We start from the raw sequence: 19,279 nt of genomic DNA on the forward strand, positions 1-19,279 counted from the left end.
AATCAAAAAGCAGTTTAATGAAAATGTTTTTCCGTACCCTGGTGGTTTTTGCGTTTTTATTCTTTCAATCTACTTGTATCGGCCAATCAAAGTTACAGCCCGCATGGACCGTAAAATTTAATACCACTGTTATCTGGCAACATGTACACTCGCTGGGATATATAGTTGCCTGTTCCGCGGATGGCCTTTATGGTATCAGTCCATCGAACGGAAACGTTATCTGGAAGAATGCCTCTTTAGCCGGCATTGATAGATCAATGATAACGGAAGTTGAAGGTACCGGTCTTTTGGCAGTTACTTACAGAAAGGAACCCGGTTCTTCCCTGCCCATTCAATCGCTGGTTGAAGTAAGCAGTGGAAAAGTGTTATTCGACTCGCAAAAAGAAAATTTAGGAGTATTGAGTAAGCATGTAATGCCAATGTCGAAACGGTTGTTGGTAATAGGGGTGAAACCTGGCGATCTGAAAAATATGGTTGCCACTTTGTACATGTACGACATTGAATCAGGCAGGCAATTGTGGGTAAACGAAGATCTTTTTAAAGGCAATGACTCAGGCGCCAAAGGGTTTATAGGAAAATTGCAGGCCCTTAGCCAACAGGTAAACAATATAAAACAACTCATCGGTGAACCGGTTGAAGTGGATCACCAACATATTATAGTTACCCATCCGGGCTATGTTATCAAGCTGAGGTCTGAAACAGGGGAGGTGGTTTGGAAAAGCCAGATACAAACGGCCATTAAGGCCGCTGTTTATTTTTCACCGTATAAAAAGGGGATCACTTATGTGGCCACAGAAGTGGAAACAGCATCCGGTTTTGGTTTTACAAGTACTACCGGCGGTGAGAATCGACAACAAACGTATACCTCCAACGTATATTATGCCTTCAACAGCAATACCGGAGCCCCCCTGTGGAGCAAGCCGGCCAAAGAGAACGATCATCTCGGCCTGGTTGTTATGCAGGAGAATGGTATTATGATTTGTCCTTTTTCTGATAAGAAACCAACGATAAACCTGATCAATTATGAAACAGGGGTTACTATGTGGGGAAATAAAGGTAAAGGCATAAAAGCCCAGGGCAGTGTAATAAGTTACATTAACACGTTGAATGGGATACTTATAGCTACTACTTACGATAATGTATGGAACAGCAAATCAGAAGAATATTACCTTAATGTTGTAGATCCGGTAGCAGGCAAATTAAAATTTGAGAAGCCGGTAAAACTTAAAGGAGATCTGGTTAGTTCCATGATCGTGCCCAAAGGACTGTTGTTTGTAACAACCCGTGAAGTTAACATCCTTGATATGAATACGGGGAACATCGTTTGGGATAAATCCATTGAAGTTGACGGGTCGTCACTTATGTCTGAAAAAGGAAGAACATTACCAATAGCACACGATGAAAAAGCCCTGTATGTTTTTTCAAACAGGGAAGGGATTGTTTTTAAAGTAGATAAATCAGCAGGTATCTACCAGTCATTGAATACTGCAAAAATCGGATTCCAGGGAAAAGAACAGCCCGGCGAAATTGAAAAAGTTTCCGATGGGTTGATCCTTCGCTCGGAGCAAAACATCCTTAAAATAGGTTTTGACGGAACAACTAAATTTGTGAAATACTATGCAGCTCCCAGGGAGAACGCATTAACGCGGGTGTTACTTGTGGCCGCGTCTGTCAGAGCAGCTTATACCGGCGTAGCGGCGTCTATGTATTCTGCCGCATTTGAACAGGCAGCGTCATCATCAAATGAACCCGCTGTAAAAGGTGTTGAGCAACAAATAGCACAGGGACTTAACAAGTTGGGACAAACCAGTTTTGCTTATTCCGGAGAAGCTTTTCAACAGTTCAGCGCCCGTTACAAAGCTTCTAAAAATACTCCTTCTTATGTTATGATGATGACGGTTCAGGAAAAAAAGGGCAATCAATTGATCCAGGTAAGCAAAAATGACGGAAGTCTTATGAATTCAATCGATATCAGGAACGATAAAGAACCTGAATACGATCTCGACGCACTTTATAATCACGTTTATTACAAGCCCTCGCCGCTGGAAATCGTGTGCTACAAATTATGACCGGTAGCTATCAATCAGCGTTTCCCTGGTCAATAACTTATTGGCCAGGGTTTATTGCCAACAGGCAGTATAATCAGCTTTGTTGTACTACATTAAATGTTCTGATAAGATTAATCAGTTCCACAATATTGCTAACACCTAACTTATGAAGTATCCTGGCTTTGTGCGTACCTATGGTAGACGTGTGAACGGATAGCATAGTGGCAATCTCCGAAATATTTTTGCCTGCTACAAGATGGGTAACTACTTCAAGTTCCCTGGAGGAAAGCAAATCAAAAGGATTGCTGGTTTTACCTTCAATGGCTTCCTTTGTAAGAATATTTTGCAGGTTTGAACTGAGGTATCTTTTATTATTCAAAACGAGATCAATGGCTTTTCGTATTTCTGTAGCGTCGGTGTCTTTATTTATAAACCCTTTTACGCCTAACTGAAGGTATTTTTTGGCGTATATCTCTTCATCACTCATGGTAAATATTAATATTTTTTGCGCCGGATGCATGCTGAAAATGTTTTTTAGCAGGTTAACTGAATCTGTTTCGGGCATATGGATATCCATTATGACCAGGTCGTACAACTCTTTTTCCATCATTTCCCATACACCCGAACCATCGCTACATTCATCTACGGTTGCATTTATAAAGTCCTCCTTCAGAATTAATTTAATTCCGCTTCTTACAATGAAGTGATCGTCGGCAATTAAAAATTTTTTCATGTGTTGCATTAAGTTTTAAATAAAACAGGGGATCGATTAATTACTTTTCAATTTATATATCCGGCTACTTTATTTGATCTATAAACTTTCTTTTTTGAACAGGATGCTTATGCGGTTACCTGGCTCAGCATCGGTAAGATCGATCTGGAGCCTGCCATCGATCTTCACTAATAATTCGTTTATGACCTTGAAGCCAAACCCATGGCTGATGTCTGTTTGGGTATATGCATTGTTCAGGATCTTTTCCATCAATGACCGCTCCATCTTCCGGCCGGTATCACTGATCGTAAGTGATAAATGTGTACCGGTTTCCAGTACATCGATCATTATCTTTCCGTTAGTACAATACTTATTGGCATTATCGATTAAGTTTCTAATGATGAGTTTCAGGATGTTCACATCTGTAGTGATCCGGATGTGTTCGGGGACATTGTTTGTAATGATATTATTCTTGATCTGGGAACCCACTTTGTACAGGGAAAGAATATCATTTACCGTCTCGCGCAGCACAATGGTTTCCTTTTTTATCATTACGCCCTGTTTCTGGGAATTCGTCCATACCAGGAAATCCTGTATAAAAACATACAGATCACTTGTTGCCTGGCGAAACTGCGATAAAAGCGGGCTATGTTCTTCCGGGGTAATAGTGCTGTGATCCTGTTCCAGCCTGGTGGCCAGCATGTGAAGAAATTTCAACGGAGACCGCAGGTCGTGCAGGATGATCGAGAGCATTTTTTCTTTAACACGGTTGCTTTCAGACAGGTTCTGCTTTGTAATATTAAGGCTTTCGTTTGATCGCTCCAGTTCTTTTACCGTTAACGATAATTCATGAGTTCTTTCAAACACTTTTTGTTCCAGGTAAATCGATCTTTTTCTTTGCCTGTCATAGCGGGTAAGGAAGTAGGTAACTAATAATCCGATGCCCAGGAAAACGGCCAGCAGCCTGAACAAGGTTGTTTCGTGCCACCTGGGAATAATGGTAAAATGGATTGTTTTATAAATATACTGCCGGTAGTTGACCTGTTTTCTAACCAGCAGGGTATACGCTCCTTTGGCAAGCCCGGTAAGAACGAGTGTATGATCGTCGGCCAACCTGTACCATTGTTTGTCTACCTCCGGTATCGAATATTCCAGGTGCAGGTTGGCCGGGTTGCCGAAATAGGGTGAAGAAAAGCCTATTGCCATTTGTTGAAACGGTGGTGCAATACGTAGTATAGTGTCCGGTTGCACCGGTTTGCTATTTACTGTAATATAGTCAACAAATACAGGCTTGTCAATGGGCGCCAGATAAACGCTGTCGGGATTAAACTGAACCAGTCCATCCATCGATGGCAATGAGAAAAGCCTGTTTTCCGTTACAATGCCGCAGGGTGTGCAGCCGCCGTTAAATTCATTGGTTCTGAAGCCTGATGATTTGTCGATATAATAATAAAACACAGCATCTTTTTGGCCATTGGAGACGTTATCCAGTTCTTTTTTGTTCACTGTAAAAAGTCCCTTGTTGGTTGCTATCCAGAAATATCCTTTTTTGTCTTCCATAAAAGTATGAACGCCCGACAATCTGTTTTGGGCATCCTGCGGCATCCTTATGAAATGCTGTTTGTGGTATTTATAAAACCCGTCATGGTAGGTGCCTATCCAAATACTGCTGTCTCTGGCTGTATAGATCATTCTTACATTGGCATTTGAAAGTTCGTTTTCTTTCATAAGGGTCCGGTTAGTAATATTATACCTGTACAATCCCTTATTAGTGCCTATCCAGATAATATTTTTACCCAGGTATCCGAGGGCTGAAATGACAGCTCCCTTTAATAGCCCGGAGTGAGCCACCAATACAATTTCTTCATTGCCTGATAGCATAATTACCTGCGAAAGTGTGCTGTAAATAATTTCTTTCTTATCGGTTTCCAGGATGCCCGTCAGCAGTTCGCCTATGTTCTTTACCCGGGTGTTAATCTGAAACGTTGGATCAGATCTCATAAGCCAGTGGTTAGATGAATACCACAACCACCCGTCATGCGCTTTCAGGATAGCATAATTGTCGAAGGGTTTGGAAAAAGCACGGTTGTTCTTTTTATCGTTCGTGAGGATGCCCGAACTTGTAAGTATTTTGCCATTGTCCAATTCTACCTGGGCATACAGGCAATTTATGTCAGCACGGGTATTGTCGAAAGTAAGAACCTTGAAATCATGTTTTTTTAAAATGTACAGGCCGTTGGTTGTGGTTCCGAGATATAAAATTTTTCCGGGTTCATTGTAAATAATACAACTGATATCTTTATTTGGAATATTCGAAACTATCGTATGATAATGCAATTGGTTGTTTTCTACAACAAGCATCATTATGGAACCTTTACCCTGCAGGAAAGTATGCCTTGAATCTCTCAATACAAATTCCGTTTTGTCTATAGCACCAGGTTGTTGCAGTAGTTGGTTAAGTTTTTGTGAGGCTACGATATTGGGCTGTAATAGCCCGTTTTTAAATGCATGTACCTTGTTAGCCTCATCAATATAAAAAAAGAGGCTATCAACGCTGAACATAAGCCTGCATCGAAGATTATTCATGTGGGCCAGCCGCTGGATCTGGCCGGTATTTTCATCCATGAAATAAAGTTCGCTTCCTTTCTTTACATAAGCCTGTTTTTCATTTACTGTAACTATCTGCTTGTTTTTGTCAAGATCGTTTAAAAGTGCCTGGTATTTGCCTGCATGTGCCTGCTGTTTATAAAGCCGTTTGAAATGAAAGAGCTGATTGTTCCACAAATTCGACTGCAGTGTGTCACCCGAAAGGCTGCTGTCATACGCAAGTTGGTAATCATGGGTGGGGGTAAGAAGAATATGGCTCCCGAATTCGGGTTCAATGATCAGTTTACATGCAGCACCGGTGGTTTTTACCAGGTCGCACCGGTTAGTGTGCAGTGCAGAGGTATTATCAGTATTATAGTATTTGGCATACCTGCCATCAAATCGCACAATACCCATTTCCGTAGCCATCCACAGAAACCCGTTTTTATCGAAGGTCATCGATTTAATACTGTTCTGCGGCAAAAGATTGTCGCTGTTATAATTAGTAATGCTAAAGTCCTTCATTATGCGCTGGGCATTCAATGTAAGGCAACTGGTTAAAATAAGGAGACTGAAAACTCCTGGTTTAGGGGTTATGGGCATTCAGGCTTTATATAGCTGCAAAGATTATGGAATAAGTTGAAAATGCACCATAGAATTCGTTAATGTATGCATTTGCCTGAATGCTTGCCCGTTAAGCTTTATTTAATCAAAAGTTTGCCTGTTTTCCCGTAGCCTTCACCGGTTACTTTAAATAAGTATAAACCTGTCTTTAAATGTTTTACACCAGTTACAGTTATTATACCGCTGACCTGCTTACAAATAGAAGTGAAAATAATATGACCGGCCAGGTCAGTAATGGTGACCCGATAATTTTTATGATTGTTTACATCGTTCACCCGAATCCTGAAATGATCATGTGCCGGATTAGGATAAGCAACAGGTATTTCATCGGAAGATGAAAGATTTATAGAAACGATAGATGAGTAGGACGGTATGGCAGAAGCTTCACCAGTAATTACAAGCCGGTAATAATTTTTTCCGGTTCTGCTTTTGGGATCTGTAAAGGTATAGTTTGTTATAGTGGAACCATCACCGGTTCCTTTTACTATTCCGATGTCAATGAATTTATAGGCATCAGTAGCCTGTTGAACATGATAGGAAACAGCAGCATCCTCTTCGCCTGTCCAATGTAATACTGCCTGGTTGTTGATATTATCCGCAGAAAAATACAGCAATCGAGCAGGTAGTATAACACCTAAAACAATGATACCGGCATTATCAGGCCCTTCTCCACTACCGGCTCTCGTTGCGCCGCTTAAATTCCCATTCAGGCCCCCCTGGCCTGGTAATGTAGTAGCAGTTATGTTAGTAGTGGGTAAATAACCTTGAAAAATAATTGCGCCCTGCCCGCCTCCACCGCCGCCGCCATGTTCATCGCGGTGGTTTACATTACCACCACTGCCGCCGTTTGCCTGAATGGTGAGCTGACAGGCAGATGGCACATTGTAATGACCCACCTGTAAATAGATAGTACCGCCGGCACCCCCACCGCCCGCGCCATCGTTGCCCGGGCTCGTGGTTGGAATTGCATTCATGCCGTTGGCCGAAATTTTTACAGTCGCATCTGAACAACCTGTCGTCAACGTATCAGCTTTTATAATAATTATGCCGCCACCGCTGCTACCTGGTGTTTGCGAACGTTCATTTCCCTGCCCGCCACCTCCACCACCGCCCATTGCTAACCGGGAACCTGCGGCCATATAACTTCCAATGGCAATACCGCCCAGGCCGCCTGTAGGGTTAAGAGTACAGTTAAAGCCCGGCCCGCCTTCGCCACCCATTGAAAAATTGCCGCCACCGCCACCCCCTCCATTATTAGCGCTTCCGCCACCGCCGCCCGTAAGTAGCGGAGCGCGGCCACGGGTAAAACCCGTTGTGTTGATATAAATACCATCGCCTTTTGCAGCATAAATTGTTGTGGCTGTAGCATAGGCAGATGCTGAAACATTGCAAGCCTGCTTAGTGGAGTCAATAAAAATATTGCCTCCGGCAAAGCCCTGGCCGTCTGTAATAATAGAATGGTTTAGCGTTAAAGTGCCATGAACCTGAAACGCCACCACGCCGCCTATCCCAAGGGCTGCATTCCACGGTACTGCAGTTATATTGGCTGTGGTAGTAAAATTATATGACCCAAGGCTGGTAAAGCTTACCACCTGAACACTGCTGTTATTACTGATAGCATAAGTATTGTGCAGCGGAGAGGTAAGCGTCATGGTCGTTGAAGTAATTGAACTGATGGTGTCAACTTCATACAAACCTACGCCTGCAATGGTTGAAAGCCTGCCGAAGTCGGCGTTATTACCCGTGTTGGAGCCAATTACATTATCTTGCATTTGAATTATAACAACTTGTTCACCCACGGCAAACGTATGATAGGTTTGATCAATGTGAGCGATTGCCAGCTCCGGCTTGCCTGCCGTTGTGGTTATTGCGGTAACGCTTGCGTATGCATTTACCTGTGAATGTACGCTGTCCGTTAATAAGGTTAAGAGTAACAATGTGATGATAATATGGCAGGAGGGCCGATGAATGGTAAAGAAAGAAAGCGACAGGTAATAAGATCTCATTGGGTTGGATTTTAACGGGCAAGTAGTCGATTATTTTTCAGCCGGCATGTAGAGATAAATGGAAAAACAATCAATAAAAAACTACAAAGAAATATATTTTACTACCTGGGTAATGAATACGCCAATTTACATTGGTAACCCGGCGCCGCGGGCATTTTTTGCAATGAAGCCTGTGGTGTAATTTGAAAGCACCTTTTAAAACCAGATAGCTTGAAAAAAATAATGCTGTTTTTTTTCGTAACTGCTTCGGCTACAGAACTGTGCGCCCAACAAAAAACTTACAATATTATCTCATTCGGCGCCAAAGGTGATGGTCGTACCCTTAATACCTCATTTATACAAAAAGCCATTGATAAGGCAACTGCTGCCGGTGGCGGCAAGGTCATTGTTCCCAAAGGGCGGTTTGTAACCGGCACCATCCGGTTAAAGAACGGCGTTAATTTAGTTCTGCAAAAAGATGCCGTATTGCTGGGCAGCACCAACCGGTTGGATTATGGAAAAGAGATTGCCGGGAATTTGATCACCACAACGGATCAAAAGAAAGTATCTATTACCGGTTATGGTGAAATTGACGGCCAGGGCAGGGAAGTAGTAAAGAGCCTGTTTAAATTATTGCACCAGGGCGTATTAAAGGATGCGCAATGGAAAATAAAACGACCAGGGGAAAGGAACCGGCCCGGTGTAATTGCATTTACCGGCTGTATGGATGTGCTGGTGAAAGGCATTACTGTGAAGAACAGCGCCGGTTGGGTGCAGGATTACCGGAATTGCAGCAACGTGGTTATTGATAGTGTTACGGTGAATAGCACAGAATACTGGAACAATGACGGAATTGATATTGTAAACTCACAGAACGTTTCCATTACCAATTGTTATGTAGATGCAGCAGATGATGGTATTTGTTTAAAATCGGAAGGTGGACCAGGTTACTGTGAGAACATATACGTGGCCAATTGCACCCTGCGGAGCAGTGCCAGCGCCTTTAAATTGGGAACCGGGTCAAGAGGCGGCTTCAGGAATATTGTTGTAAAGAACCTGGTTGTTTTTGATACATACCGGTCGGCCATAGCGCTGGAAGCAGTAGATGGTGGTTTTTTGGAGAACGTGGATATTCAACAGGTAAAAGCGGTGAATACGGGTAATGCCATTTTCATCAGGCTGGGCCATCGTAATACAGATTCGCTATACAGCACTATAAAAAAGATACGCATTGCCGATGTTCAGGTACAGGTGCCGGCGGGTAAACCCGATATCGGGTATCCGGTTGAAGGACCGCCCCATAAATTCCCGCACAATGTATTCCCGTCGTCCATAGTTGGGTTACCAGGTCATGAAGTGGAAGATGTGGAACTTAAAAATATTGTCATCACATACGAAGGAGGCGGTGCAAAAGAGAAAGCATATTTCGGCTGGGATAGCCTGCCGAACGTACCCGAAAATGCATCCGGCTATCCGGAGTTCTCTATGTTTGGTGAATTACCTGCGTGGGCATTGTATGTGCGGCATGCAAAAGGAATAACCCTGCAGAACGTTCAATTGAAATTACAACAGCCAGATTACAGGCCCGCCTGTATTTTTGATGATGTTACTGCCTTGCAATTAACTGAACTGAATATTCCCGTTTGCAATACGTTGCCTGTGTTGATATTGAACAAGGTGAAAGAACATACATTCAGTAAACTAACATTGCCTGTGGAAGAAGATAAGGCCATCGTTTTTATTAATAGATAATAATTCCGGCTCCGGGGCATACTATAAACGTATTTGAAAAGCGGTAAACGCAGCGCCCAAAAAAATCATAGATGGCATTATAAATAAAATAGAAGAAAGGGCACTAAATAAAAGCTATACCATTTACAAAATCAGTTTGTTTAATTGGGCATTTTTTTAATATTATTGTCTTTATTATAACGTGAAATGTACAATTAAAAGGCATTGGCAGCTACTTCATACTATAGAGAGAAACTTCTGTTGCAGCAGGTTGCAGCAGGTAATGCCTTCGCTTTCAGGGAGTTTTTTGAGCTCTATAGAAACCGCATCTTCGTTTTTGTTGAGCAATTAATTCATTCAAAGGCCGATGCGGAAGAAATTGTGCAGGATACATTTATGAAAGTCTGGCAAACTGCCCCCAAACTGGCCGAAATAGATAACCCCGCCCAATATATTTATACCATTGCCCGGAATAAAACACTAAACTACATCCGCAAGATCGCCTCTGACCAGCGTCTTATTGTTCAGGCGTGGGCAAACCAGGCCGAACTGGATAATACCCTCGAAGAAAAACTTCGTTCTGCTGAAGTAAAGGAAATCATTGAAAAGGCGGTATCCCAACTTTCCGAACAAAAACAAACCATATTCCGGCTGAGCAGGGAGCAGGGACTTACCCATGCTGAAATTGCCGCCATGCTTGGCTTATCGCAAAGCCGGGTGAAAAACATTTTGGTAGAAGCCCTGAAACAGATCAAAGGCAGCCTTCATCCTTACAGCGATTTAATTGCTATTCTTTTCTGGATCAAATATGCCCAGCTCTTATTCTAAAAAAAAGTTGAAATTTTCCGGTCCTATCCTTTTGTGACATGTGTTTATATTAATACACGGTTATCCTTTTATCATTAAACCTTTAAATTTTTAATAAATGTCAATAACCCCCGACAGGTTACAATACCTGCTCGAACGAAATGCTGCGAAGGCCTGCTCTTTGGAGGAGTTGAAAGAGTTGTATGAATATATGTCTGTAACAGATGAAGGGACCCTGCATCCTTTTCTGTACCAGCAATATAATAACATTGAACAGGGGGTAGCCGTGAAAGATGTTGACTGGGAATACATGCTGGGGCAGATACTACAAACCCCACAGGGGGCGACCATACAAAAAGCACCCCAAAAAATAATATGGTGGAAAGGGGCAGCAGTGGCTGCAATGGTTATGCTGGTGGCAGGGATTGGTTATTTAGTGGTATTTAATAAACCAGGTAAACAAGCTGACCAGGTGAATACCCATGAGCAAATAAATGATGTTAAAGCCCCCCTCAATAACAAGGCCACCATTGTACTGGCAAATGGACAACAGGTATTGCTCGACAGCGCCGGCAACGGGCAGTTAGCTATTCAGGATAATGTAAAACTGGTAAAGCTGGACAATGGGAAAATAGCATATGAGCCAATTGCCGGGGAAACGGCCACCAACAATCAGTTTAATACCCTGCAAAATCCCAGGGGTAGTAAGGTCATTGACCTGCTACTGGCAGATGGAAGCCATGTATGGTTGAATACAGGCAGTTCTGTTACCTACCCGGTTGCTTTTGGAAAAAATGAAAGAAAAGTGCTCGTTACCGGGGAAGCCTATTTTGAAGTAGCCCATGATGCCTCCAGGCCTTTTATCGTGCAAAAGGCGGATCTGGAAATTACAGTGTTGGGAACGCATTTTAATGTGAATGCGTATGATGATGAAAAGGATACCAAAGTAACCTTATTGGAAGGGAAAGTAAAGGTAGCAACTAGTAAGTGGCAAGTGGCTAGTGGGAAATCCGCTTCTGATTACAAAAAACACGAAGTGATCCTGCAACCTGGAGAACAGGCCGTGCTGGGCGCCCACTCGCTACTTGCTACTAACCACTCACCTGACCTTGATCAGGTAATGGCCTGGAAGAACGGGTATTTTCATTTTGGTAATACCGGCGTAGCTGAGTTGATGAAACAATTGGCCAGGTGGTATGATATAGATATTGTTTATAAGAGCGAGGTGCCGCAGCGCGCGTTTGGTGGCGAAATTTCAAGAAGCGCCAACCTCTCCGACGTATTGAAGATCCTGAATGAAAGCAATATAAAATGCCGGCTGGAAGGTAAAAAGCTGATTGTCGATTAAACGGTAAAATATTTAGTATAGAAAAATGAGTTTTTCAGGTTGATCCAAAAAAAAAACCGGGTTGTGCTGGTAACACTTCCCGGCGAATAGCCTGGGTTAACCCTATTATAACAATCGTTCGACGGACTGCTTACCCGATATAACCATCGGGAGTAAATATTGTAAAACCCAAACTAACACGAAGTTATGTTATTAACGGCTCAATTTGTGTATCCCCCTGCGGGAATAACCAAACTATTGCGTATTATGAAGTTGACTGCAATCATCGTATTGGCTGCCTGTATGACGGCCAGCGCCAACAGCTTCAGTCAAATTGTTACGCTTTCCGAAAAGGAAGCGCCGCTGGACAAAGTGTTTAAGGAAATAAAGAAACAAACAGGGTATGTTTTCTTCTATGATGAAGCGTGGCTGAAACAGGCAAAAAAAGTCAGTATCAAAGTTGTGAACTCCCCCTTGAAAGAGGTGCTGGATCTGTGTTTTAAAGACCAGCCGCTTACCTTCTCTATCATTGGTACTACTGTAGTAGTAAAAAAAAGCCTGGTCATTTCAGCGCCTGTTCCTTCAGATACAGCAAAGCCGTCGGCTTACATAGATGTACGCGGTGTTGTGAAAAATGAAAGAGGCGATCTGCTTGGTGGTGTTTCTATTATTTTAAAAGGAACATCCAGAGCTACCGTTACCGATGGTAGCGGAAATTTCTACATGAAGAATGTTAGTAAAAGTTCGATATTGGTGTTTAGTGCTTTAGGGCATGTTGCGAAAGAATTGCCGGTTGGCGAAAATGGAACTTATACTATAACGCTTAATATAGCCCAGGATGAAATGACGGCAACGGTTGTTGTAAGTACAGGTTACCAGCATATAAAAAGAACGAATGTGGCGGGGGCTACCAGCACCATCAAGGCTTCGGAACTGGCGTTTAACGGAACCAATACCCTGGAGCAGGCATTACAGGGAAAATTGCCCGGTCTTGTGGTGATCAATAATGACGGACTGGTAGGCACGCGGCAAAAAACGATCGTTCGGGGCGTTTCTACCTTAACCGGAACGCAAGATCCCATATGGGTGGTGGATGGCATTATCCAAAGCGACCCGCTGCCTTTTAAAGCAGCTACCTTAGGTGCCCTGGGCGCTATTACGCCCGACAATTTTGACTACGTAAGAAATTTTGTTGGTAGCGCCATCTCCTGGTTAAATCCCAATGATATAGAAGATATAACGGTATTAAAAGATGCTTCCGCTACCGCCATTTATGGGGTGCGGGCAGCCAACGGGGTTATTGTCATTAATACTAAAAAAGGAAAAGAAGGCCCGGTAACGGTTTCCTATTCCAATACGGTGAATATTAGTGAGAAGGTTACTTATGATAAACTGGAGCTAATGAACTCCAAAGAAAGAGTAGCTGTTTCAAAAGAAATATTCGACCGGGGTCTTACATCCGGTTTTACGGTAAATACCATTGGTTATGCCGGCGCATTGGATGATTATTTATTTGGAAGGATCACGTATGAGCAATTCAATGCAAGAGTGAAATATCTGGAAACGGTGAATGTAAACTGGTTTGATAAACTTTTCCGCAATCCGGTTAGCGTAAACCAGTCGTTGAGCTTATCGGGTGGTAACGCCAATACCCGGTACTACGGTTCTTTTGGATATACCGATACAAAAGGAACGGCTATCGGGAATGATATGAAAAGCTATACAGCCAACGTGGGATTGAATACAAGGCTTAGTAATAAGCTTACTGCTAATGTACGAATTTCTGCTTCGCAAGCTACTACCGACGGGTTTTATAGAGTGAACCCTTACACATATGCCTCTACGGTAAACAGGGCCATTCCGGGCTATGACTCTGCCGGTAATAATTTATTTTATAAAAACAGGTCAGGGTATTTATTTAATATCAACAATGAACTCGGCAACTCAATTTCTTCCAATAAAAACACATCGATAAATACGAACTTCAATATTAACTATGATATTGCCTATGGCCTCCGGTTCAGCAGTTTGTTCAGCCTCAACCAGTCGAATATTGTAGGTTATTCTTCTGCTACCGAAAGAACAGAATATATTGCTGCTAACTACAGGGGTTATGATTACGGAACAGCCAAAGTAACCGATGTGCCATATAAGAACAGCAGGCTGCCCATTGGCGGCGAATACAATGAAGATAATATCCAGAATGTATCCTGGAACTTGCGCAATAGCCTGTCTTATTCGCATATCTTCAATCTGAAACATGCGCTGTCGGTAATGCTGGGCCAGGAAGCCAACAGCTCCCATTACGAAGGGTTCTCCAACACCAATTTGGGTTATTTACCCGAACGCGGTAAAGCGTTTGTGGCGTTGCCGCTTACCTATACCAGTAGTAATACGCCCAATCCGTTATTGAACATGAACATGGCAAAAATATTAACCGACCGTATCACCAATAATATGGGTTATTATGGAACGGTTAATTACAGTTACGATAACAGGTATGTATTCAATTTCAGTGTACGGGCCGATGCCTCCAACCGCTTTGGTCAATACACCGGAGAAAAATTTAACCCCGTATATGCCGGCGGTGTTCGATGGAATATGATGTATGAAGAATGGGCCAGGCAATTGAACTGGCTATCCACTTTTAGTTTGCGTTCTACTTTTGGTTACCAGCGGAATATGGTTTCAACTGTAAGCCCCGACCTGATTGCCAGAATGCCCACCCAGTTTACATCTCAGATCGTTGACCTGTTTACCGGAGAGCCCAGATTGGTAGTGAGTTCACTGCCTTACGGCGACCTGCGCTGGGAAAAAACGGCGACGGTTAACCTCGGCGTTGATTTTGGGTTTTTAAAGAACAGGATCAATGGTACCGTTGAGTATTATATCAAAAAAGGAAAAGACATAATCACTACATTACCGGTGCCGGTTGAGTATGGCGTTGCGAGCATGCCGGTAAATGGCGGCGACATTACCAACAGAGGGTTGGAAATAAGCCTTGGGTTCATACCTGTGCGAACAAAAGATTATACACTTAGTATCAGCTTCAATACATCAAAAACGTATAACACCCTCAACCGGGCCGGTATTCAGAATCCGAACTGGCGGGTGGCCTCCTCGGGTAATTTATATGTAGATGGTTATCCCGTATCGGGGTTATGGGCATTTGATTTTACCGGCATCGATACGGCAACCGGATATCCCACCATTAACCTGGCTGTTGCCAATGGTAAGAGTGCTGCCACCGACCCTACGGCATATATGAAGTACATGGGCAAACTGAACCCTGATCTTACGGCAGGCATGGGTATTAATTTCCGGTACAAAATGTTCTCGCTGTCATCGTCCCTGTATTTACAGGTAGGCGGTAAAAAAATGCTGACGCCTGCCTATACTACGCTTGAAAAACAAGCGGTGGGTTTGCCAACCGAGTATGAGAACCTGTCAAGAGAATTGCTGGGAAGATGGACGCCCGGGAACAAACAGGCCAATTTCCCCGGTTTGCCATCTGCAGTTGCCAATAATGTTTTATTACCGGATGGCAAAACTTTCTCCAACGTGTACGAAATGTACAACTATAGTTCAGCCCGGGTAGTAGATGCTTCAACGTTACGGATTAATAACATCAATCTGAGTTATACGCTGCCGGCCAGAATAACCACGATCATGAGAGCAAAAACAATCAATGCCGGTTTGGGCATAACGAATGTATTTGCCTGGGTGAGCAAAGATTATAAAGGAAGGGATGCCGAAGTAGCTACCGGCGCACAACCCCGCACCCGTAGCTTTTCAATCAGGTTCGCCGCCAGTTTCTAAAACAAAAATTAAATTAATCATGAAGCATTCATTCATATATATAACACTGTTGTTTTTTACAGCATTATCATTAGGTTCCTGTAAAAAGTTTTTGAAAGAGTCGAGCCCCGATGAAATAAGGCCCACTACTACGCAAGACCTGTATTCTTTAATGATCGGTTCGGCGTATCCCTATCAAACAGTGGCGGATTATTACCTTGATATGCTGACGGATGAAATAAAATGCAACGGTCTGCCTAATGCTACCTATGCAAGTTACTTAACCAATAGCGTCCTGTTATATACCTGGAACCCGGCCATGTTCGACAGAAATGAAGCCGGACTTTTATCTGACCAGGACTCCTGGCAGATCTATTATAAACTGATCAATGGCTGCAACCTGATAAAAGATTATGTAAATAAGGTAACCGGTACTGAAAAGGAAAAAAATGCCATGCTGGGCCAGGTATTATTTTTGAGGGCCTATTATTACTTTAAACTGGTAAACATCTATGGCCAGCCATACAATGGAAACGGGATAGACCCAACTACTGCCCCCGGTGTGCCGCTTATTCTTTCTTCCGTGGTATCAGATGAAAGGAAAACAAGAAATACGCTGGCAGAAGTGTATGCGCAAATAGAAAGCGATCTGTTGCAGGCCGCCGATCTGCTGAAAAATAATTATGCTCCGGACAATGCATTCCGGGTAAGCCACTATGCCGCATATGCGTTATTGTCAAGGCTCTATTTATATAGAAGTGCCGGCGATGATCTGGATAAGTCCATTCAATATGCTACAGAAGTAATAAATGCAAAACCGCTCACCTTATTAAAATCCTATTTTTCAGCAACGAATGTTTTTAGCACGGCCGGCATTTATGATGTAAATGCAAGCCAGGAGGTTATTTGGGTGTATGGCTCTAATTCAACAAATATAGCCCTGTATATACCGCCGGTCAATTTCACCAATCTCACGCCGCCATTTTCCATATCAGATGAGCTGAGTAATTTGTATGATAAAGGAACCGGAAGCACTGACCAGGGCGACCTGCGGTTTGTTTCTTACTTTGCCAAATACATCAACGCCAGTGTACGATATCCGTTACGAAGCGCAAAGATCGGTTCTACACAAGTGTATGGAGACAAGGGGTTACGTGTAGCCGAAATGTACCTGAACAGGGCAGAAGCGGCTATACTCAGGTATAAAGCAAATAACCAGGCTGCAGATTTTACCCAGGCCCTGACCGATTTAAATGCCCTGCGTTTAAGCCGGTACGATACCAGGAATGTTGGTTATACCCCGGTAAACGCCCCAACGGTAGATTCTTTATGGAACTTTTACCAAAAAGAACGCAGAAGGGAATTGTGCCTGGAAGACGGGCACCGCTGGTTTGATATCAAACGATGGGCCACCCCCATAACCCATACATTCATTGACGCCAATGCACAGGCAACCACCTATACATTAGGGGCCAACAGTTTAATATATGCATTGCCGATACCTTATACGGCTACGGAAAACAATTTTAAACTGGCCCAAAACCCCCGGTAATAATCTTTAAAATATTTTCAGATGAAGAATAAAATATTATTTACGATTATAATGATGACGGTTGTAGTACTATGTTCCTGCACAAAAAAGGAAGCGGCATTAACTCCATCGGAAGAAAATCAGGGGTATGTAGTGCCCCAGGGAACAAATGATTATGATGCTACTATTGTAAACTTTTATAATAAATTCGGCACTTACCTGTTGTATGAGTTTACCGATAAAGACACTTACTGGACCCCCACCGGCTGGAAAAATGCAACCCCATCTACAACAACAGCCGGGTTTTGGAACACAGGATACGAAATGGTTAAGGCCAATCCGCTATATATAAAAAAGCAACTGGCGCTTTTAGACTCTACCTGGTTCCGTTATTATACCGACAAGTTTTTAAATGAATACCTGCCAACGAAAATTATGCTTTGCACTAAAATAGATTCTGTGTATGCAACCCTCATTTCTTTTAGTCCGGTAACCTATGTTAAAAGCACAAAAGCGGTGGGGGCCTGGTATAATTACGACAATATATGTGTGAGTAATGCGGGGCCGGCTATCGACACTATGAAAGCTGCTGACAAGAAAGCGTATACAGCCAGGATAAACCTGATCTTTGCCCAAAGTATTGTTGGTCGTAAACTGGCGAAGGCAACCACTGATTTTGCCGCCGTGGCCAATTATAGTGTTACGTATACTACTTACGCGGCCGCTTATGGCCAGGGAATCTTGTACCCATATTCAAGCTCACCTACTGCCGATCTCGACTGGGGGTACTACATAATGGCGATGGTGAGCATGTCAGAAACAAATCTAAATGCCAGTACGGCTAATACAGATGCTACGTTCAGGGGAATATTGAATGCAACCAAAGATGTGAATGGAAAGATCCGGACACGCTACAACAAGGTGCGGAATTATTATATCACCAATTATAATGTTGACCTGCAGGCTATCGGGAATGCCGCCAACTAAATTAAACCTACATGATCATGAGATTACTTTTTTTGTTTTTGGCCCCGTTTTTAAATCCAGTATACTCCTATGCTCAAAGCCGTAGCATCAATTTTGAGCATGGGAGTATTTCCCAGGCCCTTAGTAAAGCTGACAGTGCGAACAAATTAGTGTTTATAGATTGCTATACGGTATGGTGTGGCCCCTGCAAAGCAATGGCAGCGCATGTTTTTACACAGGACAGTGTGGCTGATTTTTTCAATAGCCAGTTTATTAATGTAAAAATGGATATGGAAAAAGGCGAAGGCATTTCTATGAAAGATAAGTATCATGTAGAAGCCTATCCTACCTATTTACTGTTGAACGGAGCAGGGAAGCTTATGTACCGGTTTGTGGGGGGCATGACATCAGATTCTTTTATGGCAAAGATCAGGAAGGGAATGAACCCATCGAACAAGGTAGCTATCATCAATGAACGATATGATGCAGGTGAGCGTTCCAAGGAACTTTTGCGCGAATACATACAAATTAAAATGGATGGCAGGGAAGTGTCCGTCGGCATAAAAATGTGCAATGAATACTTCGATATGTTAACGCCTGAAGAAAGGATACTGCCCGAAAACTGGTTCCTGTTTGGCGAGAACAAATATTCCATGTACCTGTCGGAATTGCATAGCCGCACGTTCAATTACCTGGCCGATCATTGGCGCGATTTCGCTAAGGTACAGGGCAAAGCCGTTGTGGAAAGCAAATTGCGTCATATGTACCTGAAAATTGCCGGGTACACATTGCGTGGCTGGTATTTTAAAAACGCCCATAACGAGGTCTTTCCTTACAGTAAAAAGGAATTTGACAATTACCGCAGGCAGATCGGCCGTACTGAGCTGGAAGACAAAAAGCAATTGATAACGTTAATAATGATTGCACAGGCTGCCGGGGAAAAAGACACGGTGCGGGTATCGGCTTTACTGGCAAAGAACATCGGCGGGTTTTCCGCCGAAAATCAACGGATAGGGTTTGATTATATCTCTATGATCCGCAATCCCCGGTCAACAACTATACCGCATTACCAGGAAGTGCTGGATGCGATTATTCAAAGCAACAAAAATCAAAATTTAGTAAGAACAGCCCGGAGTTATAAAAAATAAAAAGCCAGGATAAATG

At 43.0% G+C, this 19,279-nt stretch carries 11 protein-coding genes; 8 read left to right on the plus strand and 3 right to left on the minus strand.

The window, feature by feature from the left end; genetic code table 11:
• Nucleotides 1-17: 17 nt before the first annotated feature.
• Nucleotides 18-2,069: an outer membrane protein assembly factor BamB family protein gene (locus FAM09_RS09705; RefSeq protein WP_136576898.1), complete on the plus strand. Its 2,052-nt coding sequence runs from the start codon at nucleotides 18-20 to the stop codon at nucleotides 2,067-2,069.
• Nucleotides 2,070-2,142: 73 nt separating this feature from the next.
• Here FAM09_RS09705 and FAM09_RS09710 read toward each other — a convergent pair whose 3' ends face one another.
• From FAM09_RS09710 to FAM09_RS09720, 3 genes are all read right to left on the minus strand, one after another.
• Nucleotides 2,143-2,781, minus strand: coding sequence for a response regulator transcription factor (locus tag FAM09_RS09710; protein ID WP_136576899.1), 639 nt, complete (start codon nucleotides 2,779-2,781; stop codon nucleotides 2,143-2,145).
• Between the two features lie 78 nt (nucleotides 2,782-2,859).
• Entirely contained in the window at nucleotides 2,860-5,871 is a 3,012-nt protein-coding gene (locus tag FAM09_RS09715; protein WP_166437078.1) for a ligand-binding sensor domain-containing protein, read from the minus strand.
• A 176-nt stretch (nucleotides 5,872-6,047) separates the two neighbouring features.
• The gene (locus FAM09_RS09720; protein ID WP_136576901.1) at nucleotides 6,048-7,976 is read right to left on the minus strand and encodes a T9SS type A sorting domain-containing protein; all 1,929 of its coding nucleotides are present in this window, start codon (nucleotides 7,974-7,976) and stop codon (nucleotides 6,048-6,050) included.
• Between the two features lie 210 nt (nucleotides 7,977-8,186).
• Between FAM09_RS09720 and FAM09_RS09725 the strand changes: the two genes are divergently transcribed.
• From FAM09_RS09725 to FAM09_RS09755, 7 genes are all read left to right on the plus strand, one after another.
• Nucleotides 8,187-9,707, plus strand: coding sequence for a glycoside hydrolase family 28 protein (locus FAM09_RS09725; RefSeq protein WP_136576902.1), 1,521 nt, complete (start codon nucleotides 8,187-8,189; stop codon nucleotides 9,705-9,707).
• Nucleotides 9,708-9,911: 204 nt separating this feature from the next.
• Nucleotides 9,912-10,514 carry an RNA polymerase sigma factor gene (locus FAM09_RS09730; RefSeq protein WP_136576903.1) on the plus strand — a complete coding sequence of 201 codons (603 nt, stop codon included), beginning with the start codon at nucleotides 9,912-9,914 and terminating at the stop codon, nucleotides 10,512-10,514.
• Between the two features lie 97 nt (nucleotides 10,515-10,611).
• Nucleotides 10,612-11,841: a FecR family protein gene (locus tag FAM09_RS09735; protein ID WP_136576904.1), complete on the plus strand. Its 1,230-nt coding sequence runs from the start codon at nucleotides 10,612-10,614 to the stop codon at nucleotides 11,839-11,841.
• Between the two features lie 246 nt (nucleotides 11,842-12,087).
• The gene (locus tag FAM09_RS09740; protein ID WP_208025522.1) at nucleotides 12,088-15,639 is read left to right on the plus strand and encodes a SusC/RagA family TonB-linked outer membrane protein; all 3,552 of its coding nucleotides are present in this window, start codon (nucleotides 12,088-12,090) and stop codon (nucleotides 15,637-15,639) included.
• 19 nt (nucleotides 15,640-15,658) lie between these two features.
• Entirely contained in the window at nucleotides 15,659-17,170 is a 1,512-nt protein-coding gene (locus FAM09_RS09745) for a RagB/SusD family nutrient uptake outer membrane protein (RefSeq protein WP_136576906.1), read from the plus strand.
• A 21-nt stretch (nucleotides 17,171-17,191) separates the two neighbouring features.
• Nucleotides 17,192-18,136, plus strand: coding sequence for a hypothetical protein (locus FAM09_RS09750; protein ID WP_136576907.1), 945 nt, complete (start codon nucleotides 17,192-17,194; stop codon nucleotides 18,134-18,136).
• Nucleotides 18,137-18,153: 17 nt separating this feature from the next.
• Nucleotides 18,154-19,263: a thioredoxin family protein gene (locus FAM09_RS09755; protein WP_166437079.1), complete on the plus strand. Its 1,110-nt coding sequence runs from the start codon at nucleotides 18,154-18,156 to the stop codon at nucleotides 19,261-19,263.
• The last annotated feature ends 16 nt before the right edge of the window (nucleotides 19,264-19,279 follow it).

The organism is Niastella caeni (genome assembly GCF_004834005.1).
In the GTDB taxonomy this organism is placed as follows: Bacteria; Bacteroidota; Bacteroidia; order Chitinophagales; family Chitinophagaceae; genus Niastella; species Niastella caeni.